The organism is Kitasatospora sp. NPDC017646 (assembly GCF_044329365.1).
Lineage (GTDB): Bacteria > Actinomycetota > Actinomycetes > Streptomycetales > Streptomycetaceae > Kitasatospora.
On the sequence record NZ_JBIRJC010000001.1, the window covers coordinates 390,377 to 408,413 of the forward strand.

Below are 18,037 nucleotides of genomic sequence, written 5' to 3' on the forward strand. Positions count from 1 at the left end.
TCCGGTCGGCCGCGGCTCCGTCGGCCGCTGCGCCCGGTGGGCGAGGCTCGCACGGGAGCCGAGTTCTCTCCCGGGTGCGCGGTCTGCTCGGTTGCTGTCCGGCTTCTCCGACATCCAGGCGGCGGGCGCCGATTCGAACCGGGCGGCTCTGCCGCACCGCTCACCGGCCGGGCGGGGGCGAAGGTGACCCAGGAGCAGATCCTGTTGGGCCTCGGTCTGACGCTGGTGCTCGCCGTCGGCTGCCAGGTGCTGGCCGACCGTCTGCGCATCCCGGCGCTGGTGCTGCTGCTGCCTGCCGGCTTCGTGACCGGCGCCCTGACCGGCGTGGTGGACCCGGTACGCCTGATCGGGCCCGCGTTCACACCCCTGGTCTCGCTGGCCGTGGCGGTGATCCTCTACGACGCCGGCACCGGACTCGACCTGGGACGGCTTCAGGGTCACACCCGGCGCGTCGTGATGCGGCTGCTCTGGTTGGGGGTGCCCATCACCTGGGGGGCCGGCCTCGCCTTCGCCGAGCTGTGCTTCGGACTGCCGCACCGTAGCGCGGTCATGCTGGGAGCGATCCTGGTCGTCTCCGGCCCTACGGTCGTCGGCCCGCTGCTGGGGTTCGTGCGGCCCGTGGAACGACTCCAGCGCATCCTGGTCTGGGAGGGCTCGCTGATCGACCCGGTGGGCGGGATCCTGGGCGCTCTCGTCTTCCACGCCGTCAGCGCGAGCACCCGGAGCGGGCCCGCGCACCAGGCAGCCTCGTTGCTGACCAGCATCGGAACGGGTCTGGCCGGAGGCGTCATCGGCTCGCTGGCCCTCTGGCTGCTGCTGGGCAGACTGCGGCTCCCCGAGCTCCTCGGCACCTCGGCGCAGCTGGCGGTGCTGGTGGGAGTCGCGGCCGTGTGCGACGCGGTCCGGGACGACTCGGGCCTGCTGGCGGCCGTCGTCATGGGCGTCAGCGTGGGGAACATGCGCGATCTGGATCTCCCGGCCCGCAGCCCGTTCTTCGAGAACCTGGTCCAGCTGATCCTCGGGGTCCTGTTCGTCTCCATCTCCGCCTCGATCACTCCGGCCTCGCTCCGTCACCTGGTCCTGCCCACGCTGGGCTTCATCGCTCTCCTCGTTGTCGTCGTGCGCCCCGTCGTGGCCGCAGTGTCCACGCTGCGCACCGACCTGCCCCGCGGTGAGCGGGCCTTCATCGGCTGGATGGACCCGCGCGGCATCGTCGCCGCGTCGACCGCCTCGACCTTCTCGGCCTCCCTCGCCCACGAGGGGGTGACCGGAGCGGACAAGATCCTGCCGATCACCTTCCTCGTCATCGTGGGCACCGTCGTGCTTTACGCGTTCACCGCGACACCGGTGGCGAGTCGGCTCCGGGTGCGCAGAGCTGCCCGTTCCCGACCGCTGCTGGTGGGCGGCACCCCCTGGGCGGTCGACCTCGGCAGGGCCTTCGCCCACGCCGGCATCGACGTCCTGATGTGGGCGGGCGCCGAAGAGGAGCGCCACCGGATCCAGCGGGCCGGTCTGGAGCTTGCGCCGGGCGAGCTGCTCGCCGCCGCGGCGGGAGAGGGGGCCGAGCTGGCAGGGATCACGGCGGTCCTGCTGCTCACCGACGAGGACGACTTCAACGCCCTGGCGGCCACGATCGTGCGGGGCGGCTCGCCGGCCCGCGTCTACCGCACCGGACCGGCCGCGGGCAGCCGCGGCGCGGTCGCCCCGTTCACCGGTGGGGATGTCCTCTTCGACCCCGCACTGAGCAGGGCCGAGCTCGTCCGGCGGCACGCGGCCGGGGCGACGATCACGGCCGGACCTGCCGACGCGGCGGTTCCCGAGGGATCCCGGCTGCTGTTCCGGATCAGGACCGACGGATCGCTGGCTCCGGTGACCCGCCGCCAGGTCCCGGACCCGAGGCCCGGGGACGTCGAGGTGTTGCTGCGTCCGGCGCCGGAGCGTTCCGCTGCGGGGTGCCGGGCGGAGGGGTGAACCGTGGGCGCGGCCGATCCGCCCGGACCTTGAGCAGAGAGCACTCCGATGGACCTGATCCACGTGCGGCTGGTGAGTCCGCCCGAGCTCACCGGGCGGGGCGACCACACTCAGGAACGACCAGCGCCCCTCGGCCGCGCACAGCGGTACCAGTTCCTCGAACTGCAGGTAGTCGAGCAGGACGCCCCTGCCCACGATCTCGCTCTCGGCCGCGGTGACCGACAGCGCACCGGCCCCGGTTTCGGTCAGCGTGGCGGCGGACACGCCCCCGTACAGGGTGCCGTCGTACACGACGTGGCACAGGGCGTCGAGGTGGCTGTCGACATCGCCGTGCACGTTCATCTCGACCCGGTCCCGGGCGAATTCCAGTCCCCGGCCGTGCATCCGGCCCGCGGTGGCGCCGGTCATGGGGTGCCGGGCGGGGTCCGGATTCCCCGGCACGCGGTCCGTCGCCACAGGCGCCGCCAGGCTCACGTGGCGTCCGGTCCGCACCTCTGCCGCAGCGGCGAGGACGTGCGCTGCCGTGATGAACTCCAGTGCGCCGCGCATGGGCCGCCCCGGTGGCGCCAGGCCGGTCACACGTCGGCGAAGTTCCTCGAAGGCGGCCCGGCCCAGCCGCGGACCCCCGGCGCCGGGCAGGGAGCCGTCCATGGTCTCGTCCTTCCGGTGGCGCGCAGGCACCCGGCTCAGCGCCGGACCTCCTGGTCCAGGGCGTCGTCGAGCGAGCAGGCGGCCATGATCAGCGCTAGGTGGGTGAACGCCTGCGGGAAGTTGCCCAGTGGCTCGCCGGTCGGCCCGATCTCCTCGGCGAACAGCCCGACGTGGTTGGCGTAGGTGAGCATCTTCTCGAACGCGTACCGTGCTTGACGCAGCCGCCCGGCGCGGGCGAGGGCGTCGACGTACAGGAAGGAGCAGAGGCTGAAAGTACCCTCCGACCCGCGCAGGCCGTCGGGTGAGGCGGCCGGGTCGTACCGGTAGACCAGGCTGTCCGAGACCAGCTTGCGGTCGATCGCGTCCAGGGTCGACAGCCACCGCGGATCCTTCGGAGCCAGCATGCCGACACGGGGGATCAGCAGCAGGGACGCGTCCAGGACGTCCTCGTCGTAGTGCTGGACGAGGGCCTGCTCCTTCTCGCTCCAGCCCTGCGTCATCACCTGCTCCAGAACCGCGTCGCGCGTCTCACGCCAGCGGACGACGTCGGCGGGGCGGCTGAACTCCGCGGCCAGACGCAGGCCCTGGTCGAAGGCGGCCCAGGTCATGACGCGGCTGTATATGAAGCTCTTGCGCCCACCCCGGGTCTCCCAGATGCCCTCGTCCGCCCGGTCCCAGTTGTCACAGAGCCAGTCCAGCGTGCGTGCGGCCGCCTTCCAGCTGTCATAACCCGCCTGGACGCCGACCGCCCGGGCTTCCGCCAGGGCGTAGAAGGCCTCTCCGTAGATGTCCAGCTGCAGCTGGTCCATGGCCGCGTTCCCGGCACGCACGGGATAGGAGCCGCGGTAGCCCTCGAAATGTTCGAGGATCTCCTCGGACAACTGCGCGTCACCGTCCACCCGGTACATGATCTGCAGGCGCTCGCCCGGACTGCCGAGCCGTTCGTGCAGGCGTTCGACGAGCCAGCCGGTGAACGCCTGCGCCTCCTCGGTGAGCCCGATGTCGAGCAGGGCGCGCACGGAGAGGGAGGCGTCACGGACCCAGGTGAACCGGTAGTCCCAGTTGCGTTCGCCTCCGACCTGCTCCGGCAGTCCCATCGTGGCAGCAGCCACCAGCGCGCCGGTCGGGGCGTAGGTCAGGAGCTTGAGCGTGATGGCGGAGCGGCGCACCATGTCGGGCCAACGTCCGCGGTACGTCGACCTGCGGACCCAGTCCTGCCAGAAGTCCACCGCCCGCCACAGGTCCTCCTCGAGCCCGTCGACGGTCGGCGCCGACGGCGCGTCACCACCGGGCGCGCAGAAAGTGATCACCGCTCCGGAGGACTCGCCGGCCCGGAGCGTGACGGTGCCGTGGACGTCGTCGCCCTTGCGGTGGAGCGGGAACAGGGCGCGGAGGTGCAGTACGGCCCCGGGCGCGTCGAACGCGGCGTCCTGTCCGTCGACGGTCAGCTCGTGGGCGGCCCGCCCGTAGTCGAAGCGCGGGCAGCAGTCCAGGGCGAACCGTACGGTGCCGCGAACTGCGCGGATCACCCGGATCAGGGTGTGGCGGTCCGCTGGTGCGGTGCCGGTGTGGGGCGGCATCCAGTCGACCACCTCGCCCACGCCGTCTTCCGACATGAAGCGGGTGACCAGCACGGCGGTGTCGGGGTAGTACAGCTGCCGGTAGGTGGGGTTGTGCTCGACCGCCGCCAGCCGGAAGTACCCGCCGCGGTCATGGTCCAGCAGAGCGGCGAAGACGCTGGGCGAGTCCAAGCGGGGGGCCGCGAACCAGTCCAGCACACCCTTCGACGAGATGAGGGCGGCAGTCTGGAGGTTCCCGACCAGCCCGTGATCGGCGATAGGCGGGTAGCGATCCATGAATGCTCCACAGAGGTACGAGCGTCCCCCGTCACAACGTATCCGACTCGTAGATGATCGGCCCATCGTGAGGCGGGCGGGGCAGGCTCCCGACCAGTCACGTGCGGCGGGTGAGCCCCGGCACACACTGCCGTGGCCGAGAGCCAGGACGCAGGCACCGTGTTCCCACCTCCGAGGGGATCACGTTCCAGCGCCGTCCTTCCCGGTCGCCGCCGCCCGGGACGCCCGAGGCACGAAGACGGAGCACGAGGGGGTGGGACGGGTCGGCACGGCACTCCACCGGGGACCTTCGGGAGGCGCTGGATCCGGCCGGCCGATCTTCTCCAGAACGGATCTTCGCATGGCCGACGAGCAGCACTACGACGTGATCGTCATCGGCACCGGCGCGGGCGGCGGCACACTGATGCTCGGCAAGTCCGACGCCGACCAGATCCACGGCGAGGCACCACGCTGGGCCGGCGCGGTCTCCCCCGACATGCCGTTCGAGATGCTCGCGCACCACGCAGTCGACTTCTGGCTGTGCGGGGAGGACCTCCCGCTGGCCGAGAGCCGGGTCACCCTCGGCGAGGACGACGGCATCCGTCTCGCGCTGGACGAGAAGAACAACGTCGCCGGGCTCAAGCGTCTCCGGCACAAACTGGAGAAGATGCTCGGGCACCTGGGGATGCACGAACACCGCCTGCTGTCGCACAGCATCTACCTGCACAAGGGCATGCCCATCGGGGCCACAGCGCACCAGGCCGGCACCGTCCGCTTCGGCACGGACCCCGCCGGCTCGGCGATCGAGCGGCTGAGCTGACCGAGGTGAGGTGCCCGGGACCGCGCTACAGGTGGTCCCCGGGCGTTCCCGCAGCCGAGGTGTCGGCATCGGTGAGTTCTTCCAATCGGCCCTTCGTGTCGAGCCGGTAGACCAGTACCAGCGCCGGGCCGACGAACACGACCGCGATGAGCGTCACGATCCCCAGCCACCGCAGGCTGTGCGCGGCACCTGCGGCCCGGGACACCGTCAACGAAGTGGGCAGTAGGTAGGGACGCTGTGCGAAGCCCCAGGCCAGCACGGCCAGCGCGATGGTCGCCACCGCCGTGTAGCGGGACCAGCCGTAGAAACGGCGAACCAGGAACAGGACCGTGGCCAGGCCGCAGACCGCGGCCAGGATCGACATCAGCAGTCCGAGGCCGCCGGTGAGACCGTCCCAGACGTACCGTGCGTCGTCCCGGGTCACGGGCAGGGCGATGAGAGCCAGGACGACGAGAGCCGCGAAGGCGAGCCACGCCCGCAGGCGGAAGTAGTCGACGAGGTCGTCCGCCCCGAACCTCCGGGCGTCGGAACACAGGAACACCGCGCCGAGGAAGGCGGCGGCCGCGATGGCCAGCAGGCCCGCCAGGAGCGAGGTCGGGTTGGCCCAGGCGTCCGCGGAGGCGGGGGTGCCCACCGCCACCCGTCCGGAGGCGATGCCGCCGAGCACCGCGCCGAGGAAGAAAGGCGTGAGAAGCGACGAGATCGCGAACGCCGCACCGTAGACACGCCGTTGAGCCAGTCGGCGGGTCGGCTTGCGCAGGGCGAATCCGGCGCCGCGGAGCACCTGACCGATGGCTGCGAGGGCGAGCGGCAGCCACAGTGCGGCGAAGACCGCCTGGAACATCATGGGGAAGCCGGTCCACATGATGACCAGGACGAAGACCAGCCAGACGTTGTTGACCTCCCACACCGGTGCCATGGCGTGGTCGATCAGCCAGCGGGGCCTCTTGCCGCGCTCGGCGCCGCCGGCCAGCAGGTCCCAGAAGCCCGCGCCGTAGTCGGTGCCCCCGGCGCAGGCGTAGGCGGCGATGGCGACCACCAGCAGCCAGGCGATGAGGTCGGCCATCACCGGGCGCCACCGGAGGTCGTGCCGGACCCGCCGCGGGGCGCTGCCCCGACTTCCTCGGGTAGCGGCTCCCTTCTGGGCCCGTACGGCGTGTCGGCCTCGGGATCGAGCGCCCCCCGCATCGCCGTGCCCTCGTCGGCGGTGCGCCAGCGCGTGCGCATCTTCAGGACGACCGCCAGGAAGGCCGCGAACACGAGTGCGTAGACGACGATGACGATGCCGAGCATGGTCCAGATTCCGGCCGCCCGGGTGGAGGTGACGGCCTCTGACACGCGCATGTTGAAGTAGACGATCCAGGGTTGGCGGCCGACCTCCGTGGTGATCCACCCGCACTCCACCGTGACCAGGCACGCGGCTCCCGCGAGCGCGGCGCAGGAGAAGAACCAGCGGTTCAGCGGCAGATCCCGGTGCCGCCACCAGATCCAGGCGTACCAGAGTGCGAGCAGGATCAGCACGCTGCCGATCCCGGCCATGATGTCGAAGGCCCAGTGCACGATGGTCGCCTGCGTGGCCGTGGGGCGGTCGGCTGCCGGCACGGCGGTCAGGCCGGTCACCCGGGTGCTGGGCCTGAACCCGGCGAGGATGGAGTCCAGTTGGGGGATCCTGATGCCCTCGGAGACGGTCCCGTCGCTGTTCAGCCGCCCGAACACGTACTCGGGCACGTGCGTGTCGGTGTTCCAGACGATCTCCATGGCGGAGAACTTGACCGGCTGCTTGTGGAAGACGGCGCGAGCGGCGGAGTCACCCAGGAAGAACTGGACGGGCGTGAGAACCGCCGCGACGGTGAACGGGAGGGTGAATCCGAGCTTGTGATAGCGGTCGCGTCGTCCGCGCAGCCAGCCGACCGCGTACACGCCGGCGACCACATAACCGGCGGTCATGAACATCGCCACCACGAAGTGCCAGTACTGGGGCCCGAACATCGGCGTGAAGATCGCCTGTCGCACATCGACGTCGACGGGTCTGCCCTGGGAGTCCAGAGTGAAGCCCTGGGGGGTGTTCATCCAGGAGTTGGCCGCGATGATGCCGAACGCCCCCAGCACCGCGGTCAGCGGTAGCGGCACGGCCAGCCACCAGTGCGTCCACGGCTTGAGCCGGCGCCAGCCGTAGAGGTAGACCGCGATCAGGACGGCCTCGAGGAAGAACGCCCAAGCCTCCACGCCGAAGCCGAGGCCGAAGACGTCGCCCCATCGCCCCATCATCCCCGGCCACAGCAGGCCGAACTCCATGGACAGTACGGTGCCGGTGATGATGCCGATGGCGAACTGCGCCGCCATCACCGCGGACCACCGCCGAGCGAGGAGAAGGGCCACGGGATCGTTGCGCCGCAGCGCACGGTAGTGCATCAGCACCGTGATGAACGGCAGCGCGACTCCGAACGGCACCAGCAGGATGTGCGCCGCCAGGGTGAAGGCCATCTGCTCACGGGCCGGGAGGAGTTGAGGAGGTGTGTTCGCCAGATGGACGGCGATGCTGAGCATGTGCGCCTCGGTTGTCTTCCCTGCACGCAGGGGGCTGTGGAGGAACCACGGAGGAACAGGCGGCCCGCACCGGCCGGGCGACGTCAGGCTGAGGTGGCGGGTGCCCTCGTACCGGCGAGGGGCTCCGGGGAGGGATCCCGGTCGGACATCGCGAAGGCGCGTTCGCGCCGCGAGCCCGAGGCGAAGGTGACGGCCCAGCTCAGCACCGCGCCCAGCCTGCTGCGGAATCCGGTGAGGAAGGCGAGATGGACGAGGAGCCAGACCAGCCAGCCCGCCAGGCCCGACAGGTGGATCCGGCCGATCTTCACAACGGCCTTCCCGCGGCAGATGTAGGCGGCACTTCCCAGGTCCACGTACCTGAAGGGCCTGGGCTGCTTCTTCCGCGCCTCGACCGAATGGCGCACGGCACGGCCGGCGTACGCACCCGTCTGCATGGCGACCTCGGCCAGTCCGGGAAGCCGGTTGAGGTCCATGACGTCACCCGTGACGCGGATGTTCGGGTACGCCTCGAGGGTCAGGTCGGGCTGGACCGCGATGCGGCCGGCCCGGTCCTGGGTCGCCCCGGTGGCCCGGGCCAACGCCGCGGCAATGGGTGGCGCCTCGACACCAGCCGTCCACAGCACCGTACGCGCCGGGAACCGGGTGCTCGCGCCGCTCCGGTCCTTCACGATCAGCCCGTCCGCGTCGACGGCGGTGACCACCGTGCCCAGGTGGATCTCCACACCGAGGTGCCGCAGGGTCCGGGCCGCACGGTCGGCGAGGTGCGGGCCGAAGGTGCGCAACACCTTGTCGGACCCCTCGAAGAGCAGCACCCGGGCCTCGGTGGAGTCGATCGTGCGGAACTCCCGGTCGAGGGTGTGACCGGCGATCTCCCTGATCTGTCCGGCGAGTTCCACACCGGTCGGCCCGCCTCCGACGAGTGCGAAGGTGAGCCACTGCCGTCGTTCCTCGGGATCGGTGGCCGTTTCGGCCATCTCGAAGGCCTGGTAGAGCCTGCGGCGGATGTCGAGGGCGTCTTTCAGGGTCTTCATACCAGGCGCGTGCTCGGCGAACTCATCGTGTCCGAAGTAGGACTGGCGCATGCCGACAGCGACGATCAGATCGTCGTAGGGCAGCTCGAGTGCGCCACCGTCGGGCCGTCGCGCGTACACGACATTGGCACGCGGGTCCACGTCGATGGCCTCGGCGAGCAGGCAGCTCACATTCGGGCGGCGGCGCAGGACCGCACGCAGCGGCTGCGCGATCTGGCCCTCCGACAGGATCCCGGCCGCGCACTGGTACAGCAGCGGCTGGAACAAGTGGTGGGCCCGGCGGTCGACCACGGTGACCGCGACCGGTGCGCGTCGCAGGGCACGGGCGGCGAACAGGCCGGCGAAGCCGCCCCCGATGATCACCACCCGGCGGGGCGTGACGTGGTCCTCCATCAGCATTCAGCCGCCCGTCGCGAAGCCGGGGAAGAGCGTCATCCCGCCATCGACGTACAGGGTGGTACCGACGACGTAGTCGAGCAGATCGGAGGCGACGGCGACGACGGCGTTGGCGATGTCCTCCGGGTCGCCGACACGGCGGTACGGGATCAGCTTGAGCAGTTCGGCCTCGGCCTGCGGGGTCTCCCAGGCGTCCTTGTTGATGGGGGTGCGGATCGCGCCGGGCGCGACCGCGTTCACCCGGATGCGCTTCGGAGCCAACTCCTGGGCGAGGGTCTGCATCAGCATGCCCACACCGCCTTTGGAGGAGGCGTAGTTGACGTGACCGGCCCAGGGCACGATTTGGTGGACCGAGCTCATGCAGATGATCTTGCCGGCCGACCGTGAGACCTCCGGGACGACCCCGCGCCGCATGAACTCAATGGCGGCCGCCCGTGCGCACAGGAACTGTCCGGTGAGGTTGACGTCGATGACTTTCTGCCATTGGGCGAGCGTCATTTCCGTTGCCGGCGCGTCCCGCTGGAGGCCGGCATTGGCCACCATGATGTCGATGGTGCCGAAGTCCCTCACCATCCGGTCGACCATGCCCACCACCTGCTCCTCGTTGGACACGTCGGCTTCATGGGCATAGGCACGGACCCCGAAGCCCTCGATCTGCTCGACGACCTTCTCGGCCTCGTCCGCACCGACCACGTAGTTGACCACGACATCCGCTCCGGCCCGGCCCAAGGCGAGAGCGGTCGCCAAGCCGATGCCTGAGTTGGCACCGGTCACCAGGGCCTTCTGCCCCCTGAGGAGCTGCGCGGACGACATCCCCCGGGAATCGTCGGCATTTCCTGTGACCATGATCTCTCCTTCGTCGGATCGGGGGGTACCGCCGATGGGCATGCGCATGACGGGCATGGAGCATTCAGGCATGGAGCATTCGGCCGACTGACACGCTCGGGGCTGGCAGCCGAGCCGCCGCAGCGCGGAATTCCAACGGAAGCACCTTGCGCGGTCGCCAGATGGACCGGCGCGCCACCCAGACGCTTTTCATCCGGCCACGTCACCGGAACAGGCCAAGCCCCGTCGACCTCGGCCACGCGAGCCTGGAGCAGCGGATCGTGTACGCGTGCGGGCACATGGGCCACCGCGGCACGGGGGGGTCGCACTCCTTGAAGAGCGTTCCCGTACCGCGGTGCAGGTCCACAGTGGCCGTGGCTGCTCGGACTCCCGGGTCCGATGCTGGCCTTCTGCTGACTCCGGAGGGTCTACGGGACCACGTCGATGCACCCCGTCGCCGCCCGGACGGTAGCCGAGGCCGGGGGCGGCGGGCCGGGCGTTCGGGAGGTCAGCGGCGGTTCGGCGACCGTCAGTCGTCGCCGTCAGCGGCCGGGGTGGTGGACGAAGCGGTAGGTGTCGCGGTCGAGTTCGGTGACCTGGACGCCGATCGCGGCGGGGACCGCGACGTGCGCGCCCAGCACCTCCAGTACCCGGGCGGTCAGTTCGGCGCGCTGGGCGGTGGTCCGGCCGGCCAGGATCTTGACCTCCACCAGCACCACGGCCTCGCCGCTCGTGCCGTCGCCGACGATGTGGTCCGGGGCCGGGCGGAACAGGGTCTTGCACTCCGACACGGTGGTGTCGATCGCCTCGGTGACCGCCTTGTGCAGCTCGGCGGCCAGTCCGGCCCGGTCGAGGGCGAGTTCAACCGAGTGGTCGACCAGGATCTGCGGCACGGGTTCCTCCGGCTCGAACGGGCTGGGCAGCGCCGACCCTACCGCGTCCGGCTACCGCGCCCGGCTGCCGCGCCTGGCCGCCGGGCCGCTCGGGGCCCGGTACGGGAGTGGGCCCCGGCACGCGGTGGGTACCGGCGGCCGGGGCCCGGAAGGCGGCGGGGGCCGTCAGCAGCCGAAGTCGATCAGGCGGAAGGTCGCGTAGTGGTCGCCGGTGTAGTAGTCCTCGTGGTAGCGCTGGCCGGTGACGATCCGGCGGGTGCCGCGGGTCGGCGCACCGGGGGTCACCACGGTGTACTCGTGGTAGTAGCCGGACCGCTGGGAGGGCAGCACGCCCTCCTTGTTGGTGAACACCACCCCGTCCTGGCGGTACGGGAACGGCCCACCCTTGGCGATCAGTCCGAGGGTCGTCCGGGCCTGGGACGGCAGGGCGGAGACGCACACCTTGCCGCTCACCGCGGCGTGCGCCTCGGCGGCGACGGCGACGGCGACGGGCGCGAGGGTGGCCAGGGAGAGGACGGCGACGGCGACGGCGCGGGACTTCCACGCGCGTAGAGTTCGGGTCATGCCAACCAGGATGGCGAGCCCCGGAGCTCCCCGGAAGCCCCGTACGGAGTCTTCATCTCCGGTCAACTCCCCGTACCCGCCAATGACTTGACCCGTCCAGCGCCGACCACCGACCACCGGCCGACAGGCCACCGGCTGCCGGCCGCCATCGATGATCGGCGGTGGCCGGCAGCCGGGTCGGAGCGGGCCCCGGAGGCGTCAGCCGCGGGGCAGCACCAGGGACTGCACCGCCGCGAGCTTGCGCCAGTCGCTGGACACGATGCTGGCGTGCGCCCGGGCCAGCTGCTCGGTCCGGGCCCGTGCCTGGTCGACGGTCGGGTCGGTGGCGCTGATCTGCGGCGCGACGTTCTGGGCGTCCGTCATCACCACCAGGTAGTGCGAGCGGTCGTACCAGGCGGTGTCGACACCGTTGAGGTAGGAGGCGGCGTCGCCGTCGAAGACCACGAACCAGGGGCGGATCCCGGCGTCCGCGCCGGTGTACTTGCTGCGCGGGTCGCCGGCCGCCGCGCCGTGCACGGCCGGGAACAGCTGGGCCTGGCCGATCCGGCCGGCCGCGGCCAGGTCGCGCAGGTGCCGCCCGTACTCGACGTCGGTGTGCAGGGTGTCGAAGGGGTTGTTCTCCTCGACCGTCCCCGGGATCGCGTAGAGCAGCACCCGCCCGGCGAGGGCCGAGCGGCTCGGCCAGTTGCCCGCCCGCACCGCCTCGTCGACGGTGGCGTACGAGCCGCCACCGGGCTTGGCCAGCAGGTCGGCCGGGCGCAGCACCGCGTCGCCGAGGTGCGCGGCGATCAGTGCGTCGAGCTGGTCCGGGCCCATCCCCATGTTGGCCGCGAACCCGCCCTTCAGCTCCAGCTTGACCACCAGCGGCCCGGCTCCCGGGTGGGCGCCGAGCCAGACCCGGACGTCGTCGAGGCAGTGCTCCAGGTTCTTGTTGGTGCCGCCCCCGTAGAGCTGGTCCGGGGTGGCGGCGGCGGTGCAGTTGTTGGAGTTGCCGAGCGGGTTGGAGTGGCTGACCTTCCACTCCTTGGTGATGACGTCCGTCCAGAGGTCGAGCTCGATCATGCCGGTGCCGGTGTCCAGGCTCTGGGCGAGGTACTGGTAGGCGGCCGGGTCGTAGGTGTTGTGCAGGCCGACGGTGGTGGCCGAGCCGAACGGCAGGTCGCCGGTGCCGGTGTCGGCGGCGGCCGTGGCCGCGGTCGGCACCAGGACGGCGGCGCCGGCGAGCAGACCGGCGGCCAGGAGGCCGGCCAGGGTGCGGCCTGAGGTCATACGGCGTGCGGTCATCGGAATCGTCCCCCCGGGATCGGTCGTGGCGGCCGCCCGTGCGCGCCGCCGGAGGCAGCATCGCCCGGCCGGGCGTGCGCCTCGTGAAGAAGGCACGACAATAGCGTGACGGTTTCACCACCCCTACCCCGGGCCTCCCCCCGGACGGTCGCCACGCCCTTGTGGTGACGGAACGTCAGGATGTCCGACCCGGACGCTAGCGTGGCCCGCGAGCGGACGGCCGGAAGCGGTGGAGTGGCGGACGGCCGCTTGCGGCCGCAGACAGCGAAGAGCAGTGGAGGCAGCACCATGTCCCTGGTCCGGGTCCACAACTTCTCGATCTCCCTCGACGGCTACGGCACCGGCGAGGGCCAGAGCCTGGAGAGTCCCTTCGGGCACGCCACCGACCGGCTGCACAGGTGGTTCTTCGGCACCCGCACCTTCCGGCGGATGCACGGCCAGGGGAGCGGCGGCACCGGGGTGGACGACGCGATGGCCCGCACCTGGGGCGACGACATCGGCGCGGAGATCATGGGCCGCAACAAGTTCGGCCCGCAGCGCGGGCCCTGGCAGGACGAGGAGTGGAAGGGCTGGTGGGGGCCGAACCCGCCGTTCCACACACCGGTCTTCGTGCTCACCCACCACCCGCGACCCAGCCTGGAGATGGAGGGCGGGACGGTCTTCCACTTCATCGACGCCACCCCCGAGGAGGCCCTGCGGCAGGCCCGGGAGGCGGCCGGCGGCAAGGACGTCCGGATCGGCGGTGGCCCGCGCACCGTCCGCGCCTTCCTGGAGGCCGACCTGATCGACCACCTGCACGTGGTCGTGGTGCCGGTGGTGCTCGGGCGGGGCGAGTCGCTCTGGGCCGGGCTCGAAGGGCTGGAGCAGCGCTTCGACACCGAGGTGGTGGCCAGCCCGAGCGGCGTCACCCACCTCACCTTCACCCGCCCCCGCACGGCGTGACGGCCGACGGGCACCGGTGACGACCGACGGGCACCCGTGACGACGGACGGGCGGCCTCCCAGCATCCGCGCGGGGGGCCGCCCGTCTGTCCGGCATCCGGTCAGACCCGGTCGGCGGCGATCAGCACGTACTGGAAGGAGCCGTCCTTGTAGGACTCGATGAACGCCTCCTCGATGCCGGTGACCAGCGAGGTGGTGTTGCGCAGCTCCCAGTAGGGCAGGGTGTCCGGGGTCAGGTCGATGACGGCCTGCGGCACCAGGCGGTTGTCGGCCATCGCCCGCAGGTACTCGCGACGGGAGTGGATGTTGCACTCGAAGTGCGCGTTGATCTGCGAGACCCACTTCGACGGCTGACCGTACTTCGGGTTCCAGCAGCCGGTGATGGTCACGTACCGGCCGCCGACCGCCAGCACCCGGGAGTGCTCGGCGAACAGGTCGTGCAGGTCGACGTACATGCTGGACTCGTTGTTCCAGGAGCCCGCGACCGAGCCGTTCTCCAGGGGCATGTCCAGCATGTTGGCGACCCGGGAGCGGACGAACGCGCCGATGCCCAGCTCGGCGGCGCGCTTGTTGCCGAAGTCGGCCTGCTGGGTGGAGAGGGTCAGGCCCTCGACCCGGCAGCCGAAGCGCTGGTGGGCCATGACCATCGAGCCGCCGCGGCCGCACCCCGCGTCGAGCAGCGTGGAATCGGTCCTGATGTCGCCGAGGTGGTCGAGCAGCACGTCGGCCTGGGCGGACTCCAGGCGGTGCAGCTCGGCGATGACCTTCTTCTCGCGCTCGCTGTCGGCCGGGTCGCCGATCGCAGCCTGGTCGATCTCGCCGATGCCGTAGTGGTGGTGGTAGAGGCCGTCGACGTCGCCCAGGCGCAGGTTGACCGGGCGTGCCTCGTGGTCCCAGTAGCGCGCGATGTCGCCCTGGTAGGGAGTTGCCGGGCCGGGGATGACGCTGCCAGGGGTGGTGATGTCGTCGGTCAGGGACATGGGGGTCAGCTCCAGGATTCTCACGGGTGGTTATCGGAAAATGGGTGACTTCCGGGCCTGGCGGTCACCAGAAGTCGGGCAAGCTGTAACGGTGGGTGTTGGTCTGGTGCCAGTAGTGGTTGCCGTCGAGCCACGCGGCCACCCCGCGCAGGAACCGGACCAGGGTCGGCACCGGGCAGGCGAGCGCCAGCGCGGCCGACTCGGCCTCGAAGGCGTGCATCAGGTCGTTGTGCACCTCGACCGCCTTCAGGTAGCCCTCCTTGCGCGACACGCCCTCGCGCTCGGAGATCACCACCGGGAGGTTCAGGTGGAGCCCGGGGCTGGAGAGCTCCTTGGTGTACGAGTACAGGTCGTTGACGATCGTGGTCGCGTTGCCCGCCAGGGCGATCACCCGCTGCACGGCGGGCAGCGCGTGCAGCTCGACGGGCAGCTCGTAGCCGCCCACGGTGTCGGTGATCGTCGGGCAGGGGCGGAAGTTGTTGAACTGGCGCATCGCCAGGTACTCCCACACCTCCGGGACGTGGTCGGTCTCGGCCCACGCGGCCTCGGCCAGGTACCCCATGTGCAGCCGCGCCATGTCGTGCCGGAAGCGGTCCGCCTGGGAGGGCGTGGAGGCACGGACGAAGTAGTTCATCGCCGAGCGGTAGGAACGCCGGGGCGCGTCCTCGGAGAGCGAGGCCTCCCAGGCCGGGTGGTACTCCGGGGTGGTGTGCAGCGGGTCCAGCGCGGTGTGGGCGAGCAGCAGGCGGCTGCCCAGGCCGATCGGCGAGCCGCCGAGGTCCTCGCAGTAGCAGTCGTCCACCGCGTTCTCGGCGACCATCAGCCGGGCCGCGAGCATCAGGCGGTCGATGCTGGGCGCGTCGGGGTGGCAGGCCACCATGTAGCGCCCGGTGGAGAACCCGTCGAAGTCCTTCTCCCACTCCGGCGGGAAGAGTTCGATCTCGTCGACCGCCCAGGCCTTGAGCTTCACGCTGAGCGCCTCCACCCGGACCGGATCGGGCTCGGCGATCGGGTGGTGGTAGAGGCCGGGGATCGGGTCGCCGAGCTTCGGCTTCCCACCGGCCGGCGCCCCGGTGGCCTGGGGTGCGCGCGGCGCAGCGGCCGTCAGCGCGGCGGGGAGGGAGGGCACGGGCAGGGACGACGCCTGGACGTCCGGGAGCGCCGCCCCGAGTGTCGCCGTCCTGGCCGCGACGGCCTCCGGCGTCACGACCTCGACCACCGTGGTCTCGGTCACCGCCGTCTCCGTCGCCACGGCCTCGGGAGCCGGACCGTCGGGGCCGGGGACCTCCGGTGCCTGAACCGCCGGCCGGGCAGCCTCCGGCGCCGGGGCCTGCGGCCTCAACTGCAGCCCGGAGGTGCCCAGTCCGGTCGGCCCGCGGAGGATCCGTTCGATCGCCGGGGAGCTCATGGGCCCACCGCCGGGGCGGGTGCGGGACCGGCCGGGGCGGCCGTTCTGGTGCACATGGGCATGGAGCCTCCTCTGAGAGGGATCGCATGGTGTGACGGGTCGTCATACCGCCCTTCGCGATGGGGAACTCCACTCCGCGGGCCCCGTCTCGCTCGCTTCCCAACCGTAGGCGCGAGAGCCCGTTCCGGATCGCCACGGACGATCTTCTACACCCGATAGGGTGAACGTTCATGCTGACCGCGTTTGGACGCGCCCCTGGCATGCATCGGCCCACCCCGCCGTTCGGCGCTGCGCTCCCGAACCGGTCGGCCCGCCGTGCCACGGCACCGCGTCAACCCGGTGGGCTCCCCGTGTCCCGGTCCCTCCGGCGGCGTCGCATGCCGCGGACCGACCCGGCCGGCCTCCACCGTTCCCGCCCGGTGGCCGGCCCCTGCCACCGGGCGGGCGGGCCTGTCCGTTCCACCTGCGTAAGGGGGAGAAGAATGGGGGCAGCGCCGTGCGAGGAACGGGGCCAGGAAGGAAGAGCAGCGCATGGAGAGCCAGGACCGCAGCAGGACCGCAGTCGTCGAGGACCTCATGGAGCGCTTCCCCGACGTGCCCCGGGAGGCCGTGATCAAGGAGGACCTGCTGCGCGGCGGCATGGCCTTCGACGACTCCGCCCTCAGCGGCAGCACCGGCGCCGACGGGGGCGGCGAGGTCAAGCCGAAGTCGTACTTCATCTTCTCCTTCGACCACCGCACCCTGCCCGAGCTCGGCGCCGCCGCGCTGAACCGGCCGCCGGAGGAGGTCGTGCTGACCGGCGGGCCGTACGGGCTGCGCCGCACGGTCGTGTCGGTGCGGGTGAACCCGGACTCGCCGTACCGGGTCCGGCCGGGCGAGGACGGCTCGCTCGGCCTCTACCTGGACGGCGCCCGGATCGCCGACGTCGGCCTGCCGCCCATGCCCGACTACTACCGGCACACCCTGGCCAACGGGAAGTCGGTGATGGAGGTCGCCCCGACCATCCAGTGGGGCTACCTGATCTACCTCACGGTGTTCCGGGTCTGCCAGTACTTCGGCGCCAAGGAGGAGTGCCAGTACTGCGACATCAACCACAACTGGCGCCAGCACAAGGCCGCCGGCCGCCCGTACACCGGAGTCAAGCCGGTCGAGGAGGTGCTGGAGGCGCTGGAGATCATCGACCGGCACGACACCGCCCGTTCCTCCCGGGCGTACACCCTCACCGGTGGCGCGATCACCTCACAGGTCGGCGGGAGGGACGAGGCCGACTTCTACGGCCAGTACGCCAAGGCCATCGAGGAGCGCTTCCCCGACCGCTGGATCGGCAAGGTGGTCGCCCAGGCCCTGCCGCGCGACGACGTCCAGCGCTTCCACGACTACGGCGTGAAGATCTACCACCCCAACTTCGAGGTGTGGGACAAGCGGCTGTTCGAGCTCTACTGCCCCGGCAAGGAGCGCTACGTCGGCCGGGACGAGTGGCACCGCCGGATCCTCGACTCCACCGAGGTGTTCGGCGCGGAGAACGTGATCCCCAACTTCGTGGCGGGCGTGGAGATGGCCGAGCCCTTCGGCTTCACCACGGTCGACGAGGCGATCGCCTCCACCCGGGAGGGGCTGCGCTTCTTCATGTCCCACGGCGTGGTGCCGCGCTTCACCACCTGGTGCCCCGAGCCCACCACCCCGCTGGGCAAGGCCAATCCGCAGGGCGCGCCGCTGGAGTACCACATCCGGCTGCTGCGGACCTACCGCGCCGCCCTGGAGGAGTTCGGCCTCTCCTCCCCGCCCGGCTACGGGCCGGCCGGGCCGGGCAAGGCGGTGTTCTCGGTGAGTTCCTTCATGGACTCGCTGCCGGGCTGAGCCGGTACCGCCGGACGCCCGCCGCGGCGGCGCC

13 protein-coding genes and 1 pseudogene are annotated in these 18,037 nt (G+C 71.2%); 4 read left to right on the forward strand and 10 right to left on the reverse strand.

Annotated features, from left to right (window positions below; genetic code table 11):
• The first annotated feature begins 183 nt into the window (after positions 1–183).
• Positions 184–1,971 carry a cation:proton antiporter gene (locus ACH4J0_RS01960; protein ID WP_396235726.1) on the forward strand — a complete coding sequence of 596 codons (1,788 nt, stop codon included), beginning with the start codon at positions 184–186 and terminating at the stop codon, positions 1,969–1,971.
• A gap of 686 nt (positions 1,972–2,657) precedes the next feature.
• On the opposite strand, the gene ACH4J0_RS01965 is transcribed toward ACH4J0_RS01960, so the two are convergent.
• Positions 2,658–4,478: a glycoside hydrolase family 15 protein gene (locus tag ACH4J0_RS01965; protein WP_396235727.1), complete on the reverse strand. Its 1,821-nt coding sequence runs from the start codon at positions 4,476–4,478 to the stop codon at positions 2,658–2,660.
• Positions 4,479–4,869: 391 nt separating this feature from the next.
• Here ACH4J0_RS01965 and ACH4J0_RS01970 point away from each other — a divergent pair.
• Positions 4,870–5,265, forward strand: a pseudogene (locus tag ACH4J0_RS01970) (dehydrogenase); the annotation flags it as partial.
• Positions 5,266–5,302: 37 nt separating this feature from the next.
• Here ACH4J0_RS01970 and ACH4J0_RS01975 read toward each other — a convergent pair.
• The 7 genes from ACH4J0_RS01975 to ACH4J0_RS02005 form a co-directional block, all read right to left on the reverse strand.
• Positions 5,303–6,343 carry a cytochrome d ubiquinol oxidase subunit II gene (locus ACH4J0_RS01975; RefSeq protein ID WP_396235728.1) on the reverse strand — a complete coding sequence of 347 codons (1,041 nt, stop codon included), beginning with the start codon at positions 6,341–6,343 and terminating at the stop codon, positions 5,303–5,305.
• Positions 6,343–7,824 (reverse strand): cytochrome ubiquinol oxidase subunit I, encoded by a 1,482-nt coding sequence (locus ACH4J0_RS01980; RefSeq protein ID WP_396235729.1) that lies wholly within the window; start codon positions 7,822–7,824, stop codon positions 6,343–6,345. Before ACH4J0_RS01980 ends, ACH4J0_RS01975 begins: the two co-directional genes overlap by 1 nt.
• Before the next feature lie 83 nt (positions 7,825–7,907).
• Positions 7,908–9,254 (reverse strand): NAD(P)/FAD-dependent oxidoreductase, encoded by a 1,347-nt coding sequence (locus tag ACH4J0_RS01985; protein WP_396235730.1) that lies wholly within the window; start codon positions 9,252–9,254, stop codon positions 7,908–7,910.
• Positions 9,255–10,064, reverse strand: a complete 810-nt coding sequence (locus ACH4J0_RS01990; protein WP_396235935.1) for an SDR family oxidoreductase — start codon at positions 10,062–10,064, stop codon at positions 9,255–9,257.
• Positions 10,065–10,618: 554 nt separating this feature from the next.
• Positions 10,619–10,969: a 5-carboxymethyl-2-hydroxymuconate Delta-isomerase gene (locus ACH4J0_RS01995; protein ID WP_396235731.1), complete on the reverse strand. Its 351-nt coding sequence runs from the start codon at positions 10,967–10,969 to the stop codon at positions 10,619–10,621.
• A 165-nt stretch (positions 10,970–11,134) separates the two neighbouring features.
• Positions 11,135–11,533 (reverse strand): ribonuclease domain-containing protein, encoded by a 399-nt coding sequence (locus tag ACH4J0_RS02000; RefSeq protein ID WP_396235732.1) that lies wholly within the window; start codon positions 11,531–11,533, stop codon positions 11,135–11,137.
• A gap of 198 nt (positions 11,534–11,731) precedes the next feature.
• Positions 11,732–12,817 (reverse strand): phosphatidylinositol-specific phospholipase C domain-containing protein, encoded by a 1,086-nt coding sequence (locus ACH4J0_RS02005; protein ID WP_396235733.1) that lies wholly within the window; start codon positions 12,815–12,817, stop codon positions 11,732–11,734.
• 288 nt (positions 12,818–13,105) lie between these two features.
• On the opposite strand from ACH4J0_RS02005, the gene ACH4J0_RS02010 reads away from it, so the two are divergent.
• The gene (locus ACH4J0_RS02010; protein ID WP_396235734.1) at positions 13,106–13,759 is read left to right on the forward strand and encodes a dihydrofolate reductase family protein; all 654 of its coding nucleotides are present in this window, start codon (positions 13,106–13,108) and stop codon (positions 13,757–13,759) included.
• Positions 13,760–13,859: 100 nt separating this feature from the next.
• Here the strand turns inward: ACH4J0_RS02010 and ACH4J0_RS02015 are convergent, their stop codons facing one another.
• Positions 13,860–14,738, reverse strand: coding sequence for a geranyl diphosphate 2-C-methyltransferase (locus ACH4J0_RS02015; RefSeq protein WP_396235735.1), 879 nt, complete (start codon positions 14,736–14,738; stop codon positions 13,860–13,862).
• A 64-nt stretch (positions 14,739–14,802) separates the two neighbouring features.
• Positions 14,803–16,146 (reverse strand): family 2 encapsulin nanocompartment cargo protein terpene cyclase, encoded by a 1,344-nt coding sequence (locus tag ACH4J0_RS02020; protein ID WP_396235736.1) that lies wholly within the window; start codon positions 16,144–16,146, stop codon positions 14,803–14,805.
• A gap of 531 nt (positions 16,147–16,677) precedes the next feature.
• Between ACH4J0_RS02020 and ACH4J0_RS02025 the strand changes: the two genes are divergently transcribed.
• Positions 16,678–18,003, forward strand: coding sequence for a radical SAM protein (locus tag ACH4J0_RS02025; RefSeq protein ID WP_396235737.1), 1,326 nt, complete (start codon positions 16,678–16,680; stop codon positions 18,001–18,003).
• The last annotated feature ends 34 nt before the right edge of the window (positions 18,004–18,037 follow it).